Annotated in this window: 5 protein-coding genes; 4 read left to right on the top strand and 1 reads right to left on the bottom strand. The window is 65.8% G+C overall.

All coding sequences use genetic code 11. The features are described from left to right. A partial coding sequence (locus CKO35_RS17065; RefSeq protein ID WP_200173378.1) for a transposase occupies positions 1 to 189 on the bottom strand: 189 nt, incomplete at its 3' end. Positions 190 to 304: 115 nt separating this feature from the next. Between CKO35_RS17065 and CKO35_RS17060 the strand changes: the two genes are divergently transcribed. Genes CKO35_RS17060 through CKO35_RS17045 form a run of 4 tightly spaced genes read left to right on the top strand, consistent with a single transcriptional unit; the run spans position 305 to position 5949 of the window. Beyond that, entirely contained in the window at positions 305 to 1378 is a 1074-nt protein-coding gene (locus CKO35_RS17060; RefSeq protein ID WP_200177316.1) for an HlyD family secretion protein, read from the top strand. Further along, positions 1375 to 4134 carry a ribosome-associated ATPase/putative transporter RbbA gene (rbbA, locus tag CKO35_RS17055; RefSeq protein ID WP_200177315.1) on the top strand — a complete coding sequence of 920 codons (2760 nt, stop codon included), beginning with the start codon at positions 1375 to 1377 and terminating at the stop codon, positions 4132 to 4134. Before CKO35_RS17060 ends, rbbA begins: the two co-directional genes overlap by 4 nt. 2 nt (positions 4135 to 4136) lie before the next feature. Next, on the top strand, positions 4137 to 5261 hold the full coding sequence (locus CKO35_RS17050; protein WP_242467337.1) for an ABC transporter permease: 1125 nt from the start codon (positions 4137 to 4139) through the stop codon (positions 5259 to 5261). 43 nt (positions 5262 to 5304) lie between these two features. Beyond that, on the top strand, positions 5305 to 5949 hold the full coding sequence (locus CKO35_RS17045; RefSeq protein WP_200177314.1) for a TetR/AcrR family transcriptional regulator: 645 nt from the start codon (positions 5305 to 5307) through the stop codon (positions 5947 to 5949). Positions 5950 to 6423: the final 474 nt, after the last annotated feature.

Here is a 6423-nt window from a genome sequence, read left to right as displayed (position 1 = left end):
CTGGTCCTCCTGTTGGTCATGCTGGGGAGATTGCCGCTCACGTTCCTTGCGCAACCACCGATCCAACAGGCTGCGATTGATTCCCAGAGACCGGGCAGCTTCGGCCACCCCATACCCCTGGCGCTCAACCAACGCCACTGCCTCAGCCTTGAATTCCGCCGTGTATCGACGTCGTGCCTTCTTGCTCATGAACACCTCCAATGCATAGCCTACGAGGGCTTAACGGGGTGTCCGCTACAATTGGACCACTTCAACATGACTCAGCCAAGCATCCCTGCCCCAACCCTGTCCCAGGAAACAAGCCATGCGCGTTCCCATCAGGCCCCTGAGCATCGCCGCCATTGCCCTGCTGATCGCCGCCGGTGCCTATCTGGCCTGGCAACACTTCCAGGGCAGTGCCACCCACCCGGGTCTTGCCTCGGGTAACGGCCGCATCGAGGCCACCGAAATCGACGTGGCCACCAAGCTGCCGGGACGGGTGGCGGAGATCTTCGTGGACGAAGGGGATTTCGTCACCACCGGACAGGTACTGGCGCAGATGGACACCCGCTCCCTGGAGGCCCAACTGGCCGAGGCCCGCGCCCAGCACCAGCAGGCCCTCACCACGGTGCTCAGCGCCAGGGCCCAGGTGGCCCTGCGCCGCAGCGACCTGGCCGCCGCCCAGGCCCTGGTGGTGCAGCGGGAAAGCGAGCTGGACGCCGCCCAGCGCCGGCTGGTCCGTTCGGAGAGCCTGTCCCAGCGGGGCGCCATCTCCGAACAGATCCTGGATGACGACCGCGCACGCACCCAGAGCACCCGCGCGGCGGTGGATGCGGCCAAGGCCCAGGCGGAGGCCGTACGCGCCGCCATCGCCGCCGCCGAGGCCCAGGTGACCGGCGCCGAGTCCGGCGTGACCGCCGCCGCCGCCACCATCACCCGCATCGAGGCAGACATTCTGGACAGCCGGCTCACCGCCCCCCGGGACGCCCGGGTACAGTTCCGGGTGGCCCAGCCGGGCGAGGTGCTGGGAGCCGGCGGCCGCGTGCTCAACCTGGTGGACCTGAGCGACGTATACATGACCTTCTTCCTGCCCACCGAGCAGGCCGGCCGGGTGGCCCTGGGCAGCGAGGCCCGCATCATTCTGGACGCCGCCCCCCAATATGTGATTCCCGCCCACATCTCCTTCGTGGCCAGCACCGCCCAGTTCACCCCAAAGACCGTGGAAACCGCCTCCGAACGCCAGAAACTCATGTTCCGGGTCCGGGCCCAGATCGACCGGGAACTGCTGCAACAGCACCTCACCCAGGTGAAGACCGGCCTGCCCGGCGTGGTCTGGGTGAAACTGGACCCGCAAACCCCTTGGCCTGACGCACTCGCTGCCCGGGTACCCCGCGGATGAACGCCGCCCCCGTGGTCGCCCGACTGCAAGGGGTGGGACTGCGCTACGGCCCGGTCATCGCCCTGCGGGATATCGACCTGGAGATCCCCGCCGGCCGCATGGTGGGCCTGATCGGGCCGGACGGGGTGGGCAAGTCCAGCCTGCTGGCCCTGCTGGCTGGCGCCCGGGCCATGCAGACAGGACAGATCACGGTCCTGGACGGCGACATGGCAGACCGCCGTCACCGGGAGGCGGTCTGCCCCCGCATCGCCTACATGCCCCAGGGACTGGGGCGCAACCTCTACCCCACCCTGTCGGTGGAAGAAAACCTGCAGTTCTTCGCCCGCCTGTTCGGCCACGACGCCCCCGAACGCCGCCGCCGCATCGACGACCTCACCGGCAGCACCGGCCTGCAGCCCTTCCTGAGCCGTCCGGCGGGCAAGCTCTCCGGCGGCATGAAACAGAAACTGGGCCTGTGCTGCGCCCTGATCCACGATCCCGACCTGCTGATCCTGGACGAGCCCACCACCGGCGTCGATCCCCTGGCCCGCGCCCAGTTCTGGGACCTGATCACCCGCATCCGCAAGGATCGCCCGCAGATGAGCGTACTGGTGGCCACCGCCTACATGGACGAAGCCCAGCGTTTCGACTGGCTGGTGGCCATGGACGAGGGCCAGGTTCTGGCCACGGATACCCCGGCGGCCCTGCTGGCCAACACCGGCAGCCGGCATCTGGAAGAGGCCTTCATCAAGCTGTTGCCGGAGGAAAAGACACGGGGCCACGAACCAGTACGCATCCCGCCTCTGGAGGATGGCGAGGCCCGCGACGTGGCCATCGAGGCCCGGGACCTGACCATGCGCTTTGGTGATTTCGTCGCGGTGAACCGGGTGAGCCTGCGCATCCGCCGGGGGGAGATCTTCGGCTTTCTGGGCTCCAACGGCTGCGGCAAGACCACCACCATGAAGATGCTCACCGGCCTGCTCCCCCCCAGCGAGGGCCAGGCCTGGCTATTCGGACACGAGGTGGACCCGCGGGACATCGACACCCGCCGCCGGGTGGGCTACATGTCCCAGGCCTTCTCCCTCTATGGGGAACTGACGGTGCAGCAGAACCTGGTGCTGCACGCCCGTCTGTTCCAGGTGCCCGAGACGGAGATACCGGCCCGGGTGGACGAGATGGTCCGGCGCTTTGACCTGGAAGACGTGCGCAACAGCCTGCCCGATAGACTGCCCCTGGGGATGCGCCAGCGTCTTTCCCTGGCGGTGGCCATGGTCCATCGCCCCGAACTGCTGATCCTGGACGAACCCACCTCCGGGGTGGACCCCGTCGCCCGGGACAACTTCTGGCGCCTGCTCATCGACCTGTCCCGGCGGGACAGGGTGACCATCTTCATCTCCACCCACTTCATGAACGAGGCCGAACGCTGCGACCGCATGTCCATGATGCACGCCGGCCAGGTGCTGGACAGCGATGTCCCCGCCAGACTGGTGGAAAAACGCGGTGCCGACAGCCTGGAACAGGCCTTCATCGACTACCTGATCGAGGCCGGCGCGGGCACCGATCAGGCCGTGGCGGACGACGGCCACAAACCCCAGCAGGCCACGCCCCAGACGCCCCCTGTCCCCACCCGCGGTCACAGCCGCAGCCCCCGGTTCAGCCCGCAACGGCTACTCAGCTACCTGTGGCGGGAGACCCTGGAACTGCGCCGCGATCCGGTCCGCGCCTCCCTGGCCCTGCTGGGTTCGCTGATCCTCATGGTGATCATGGGGTTCGGCATCAGCCTGGACGTGGAAGACCTGCAGTACGCCGTCCTCGACCATGATCAGAGCACCCTCAGCCAGCACTACACCCTGAGCCTGGCGGGTTCCCGCTACTTCAACGAACGGCCCCCGATCCGGGACTACGCCGACCTGGACCGGCGCATGGTCAATGGCGAACTGACCCTGGCCATCGAGATTCCGCCCGGCTTCGGGCGTGACCTGCTGCGGGGTCATCCGGTGGAGATCGGCATGTGGATCGACGGCGCCATGCCGCGACGGGCGGAGACCGTCCGCGGCTACGTCCAGGGCATCCACCGGCAATGGTTGCTGGAACAACAGGCCCTGCGCCTGGGCACCGCCGCGGCCACCCCCGTCGCCGGGATCGAAACCCGCTTCCGCTACAACCCGGACGTGCGCAGCTTGCCCGCCATGGTGCCGGCGGTCATCCCCCTGCTGCTGCTCATGCTGCCGGCCATGCTCACCGCCCTGTCGGTGGTGCGGGAAAAGGAAATGGGCTCCATCACCAACCTCTACGTCACCCCGGTCACCCGCGTCGAATTCCTGCTGGGCAAGCAGATTCCCTACGTGGCCCTGGCCATGATCAACTTCCTGCTCATGGCCCTGCTGGCGGTGACCCTGTTCGGCGTGCCCGTCACCGGCAGTTTCCCCACCCTGCTGCTAGCGGTGCTCATCTTCAGCATCATCTCCACCGGCATGGGCCTGCTGGCCTCCACCGTCACCCGCAGCCAGGTGGCCGCCATGTTCCTGGCCATGATCGGCACCCTGATCCCCGCCATCCAGTTTGCCGGCATGATCCACCCAGTGAGTTCCCTGGAAGGCGCCGGCCGCCTCGTCGGTGAAATCTACCCGGCCACCCACATGCTCCTGATCACCCGGGGCATCTTCAGCAAGGGCCTGGGCCTGAGCGACCTGTACACCATCTTCTGGCCCATGCTGCTGGCGGTGCCGGTGATCATGGGACTGTCCATCCTGCTGCTGAAAAAGCAGGAGCGCTGACCATGCGCCGCCTCATGAACATTCATCGCCTGGGCGTCAAGGAACTGTGGAGCCTCCTGCGGGACCCGATCATGCTGGTCCTGATCCTCTACACCGTCACCATCTCGGTGTACACCGCCGCCACCGCCCTCCCCTCCGGCATCAACATGGCCGCCATCGCCATCGTCGACGAGGACCAGTCCCCCCTGTCCGCCCGCATCGCCTCGGCCTTCTATCCCCCCATGTTCGAGCGACCGACGCTGATTACCTGGGCCGAGATGGATCCGGGCCTGGACGCCGGACGCTACACCTTCGTGCTCAACATCCCGCCCAACTTCCAGCGGGACGTGCTGGCCGGACGCTCGCCGGACATCCAGCTCAACGTGGACGCCACCCGCATGAGCCAGGCGTTCATCGGCAACACCTATATCCAGCAGATCGTCATGGCGGAGGTGCAGGAATTCGTGCAGCGCTACCGTGACGCCACGGGGCCGCCGGTGGATCTGGCACTGCGCGCCCGCTTCAACCCCGGCCTTGACGAGGTCTGGTTCGGCGCCCTGATGCAGATCATCAACAACGTCACCCTGCTCTCCATCATCCTCACCGGCGCCGCCCTGATCCGGGAGCGGGAGCACGGCACGGTGGAACACCTGCTGGTGATGCCGGTCACCCCCGGTGAAATCATGCTGGCCAAGATCTGGTCCATGGGCCTGGTGGTCCTGCTGGCCGCCACGGCGTCCCTGTTCCTGGTGGTGCGGGGCCTGCTGGGCGTGCCCATCCAGGGCTCGGTATCCCTGTTCCTGCTGGGCGCCGCCCTGCACCTGTTCGCCACCACCTCCATGGGCATCTTCATGGCCACCCTGGCCCGCAACATGCCCCAGTTCGGGATGCTGATGGTACTGGTGCTGCTGCCCCTGCAGATGCTCTCCGGCGGCATCACGCCACGGGAAAGCATGCCCGAGCTGGTGCAACAGGTGATGCTGGTGGCCCCCACCACCCACTTCGTGGAACTGGGCCAGGCCATCCTCTACCGGGGCGCCGGCCTGGACGTGATCTGGCCCCAGTGCCTGTTCCTGCTCCTGATCGGTACGGTACTCTTCAGCGTTTCCCTGGCCCGCTTCCGCAAGACCCTGGGGCGCATGGCCTGAAAAACAGACCTCATCCACATACCCGGCAACCCAAAAGTCACCCATGTCCAGCATCGCCGTCCCCCGGCCACCCGCCAGACGCCGCCGCCTCACCGCCGAAGTCCGCATGCGGCAGATCATCGAGGCAGCCCTGATCGAGTTTTCAGAAAAGGGCTTCACCGCCACCCGGATGGACGACATCGCCGCCCGGGCCGGCCTGTCCAAGGGCGGTCTCTACGCCCACGTCAAGAGCAAGGACCAGATCTTCGAAACCCTGCTGTTCAAGATACTCAGTCCCAGTTTCAACAACCGCAAATGGATGCTGGACGACGGCGACACCCTGGCGGAGGTAGTGGACGCCTTCATTGCACACACCTACGACCGGGTTACCGACCCGGATTTCATCGCCGCCCTGCGCCTGCTGATCACCGAAAGCCACCGCGCCCCCCACCTGGTGGACTACTGGCGCCGCGAGGTGCTGGACATCTATCTGAAGGAACAGAAGACCATGCTGGAGCACTGCCGCGCCCGGGGCCTCGTACGCCACAGCCCCCTCACCCAGCAGGCGGAACTACTCATGGCCCCGGCCCTGTACGCCGCCATCACGCGGATGATCTTTGGAGAAAAAGCCACCCAGGCCAGCCTGAAAGACCTCAGACGCGCCCATGCACAACTGCTGATGGAATTGCTGGAGCCGGTGGAGGCGTGAAAATCGTCACAAAATGAACTAGCCTTGGTGGCAGTGTGGATTTTCGGCAAGGAGCCGGAGACATGGAGATCAACAGGGCCAGTGCAATACCGGCCAACTGTGTGCTGACGCATCTTCCCGCCACCCGCCCCGGGTGGCGATGGAACCGTGCTGGCGAAGCGGGTGGGCTTCGGCGGTGGGTTTTTTCTTTGGGTTTCCTTTCATTGAGTCATGAATTTACCGGCGGGGCTGGCTGGGGCCAGGGGGTGTCTGGTGCCCGGAGGGGGAAGGCAGATGGCGGGGATTGATCTGTATATCACCGATGTGAAAGAGTCTGTCTTTCCTGGGGAAGGCCGATTCTGTCTAATAAATCTGTTGAACTAAGCCGCATTCGCGGCAGCTTTCTCCGTCCTTACCTGCGTAAATTGCACTGATCATCAAGACTCTCTTCAGGGCCATGTTTGCCCTGACATTTGAGAGGAGATCAGTGATGAC

The organism is Ectothiorhodospira shaposhnikovii (genome assembly GCF_016584105.1).
GTDB classification, from domain to species: Bacteria; Pseudomonadota; Gammaproteobacteria; order Ectothiorhodospirales; family Ectothiorhodospiraceae; genus Ectothiorhodospira; species Ectothiorhodospira shaposhnikovii.
The sequence above is the reverse complement of the archived record's forward strand: the minus strand, read 5'-3'. Positions and strand labels throughout refer to the sequence as shown.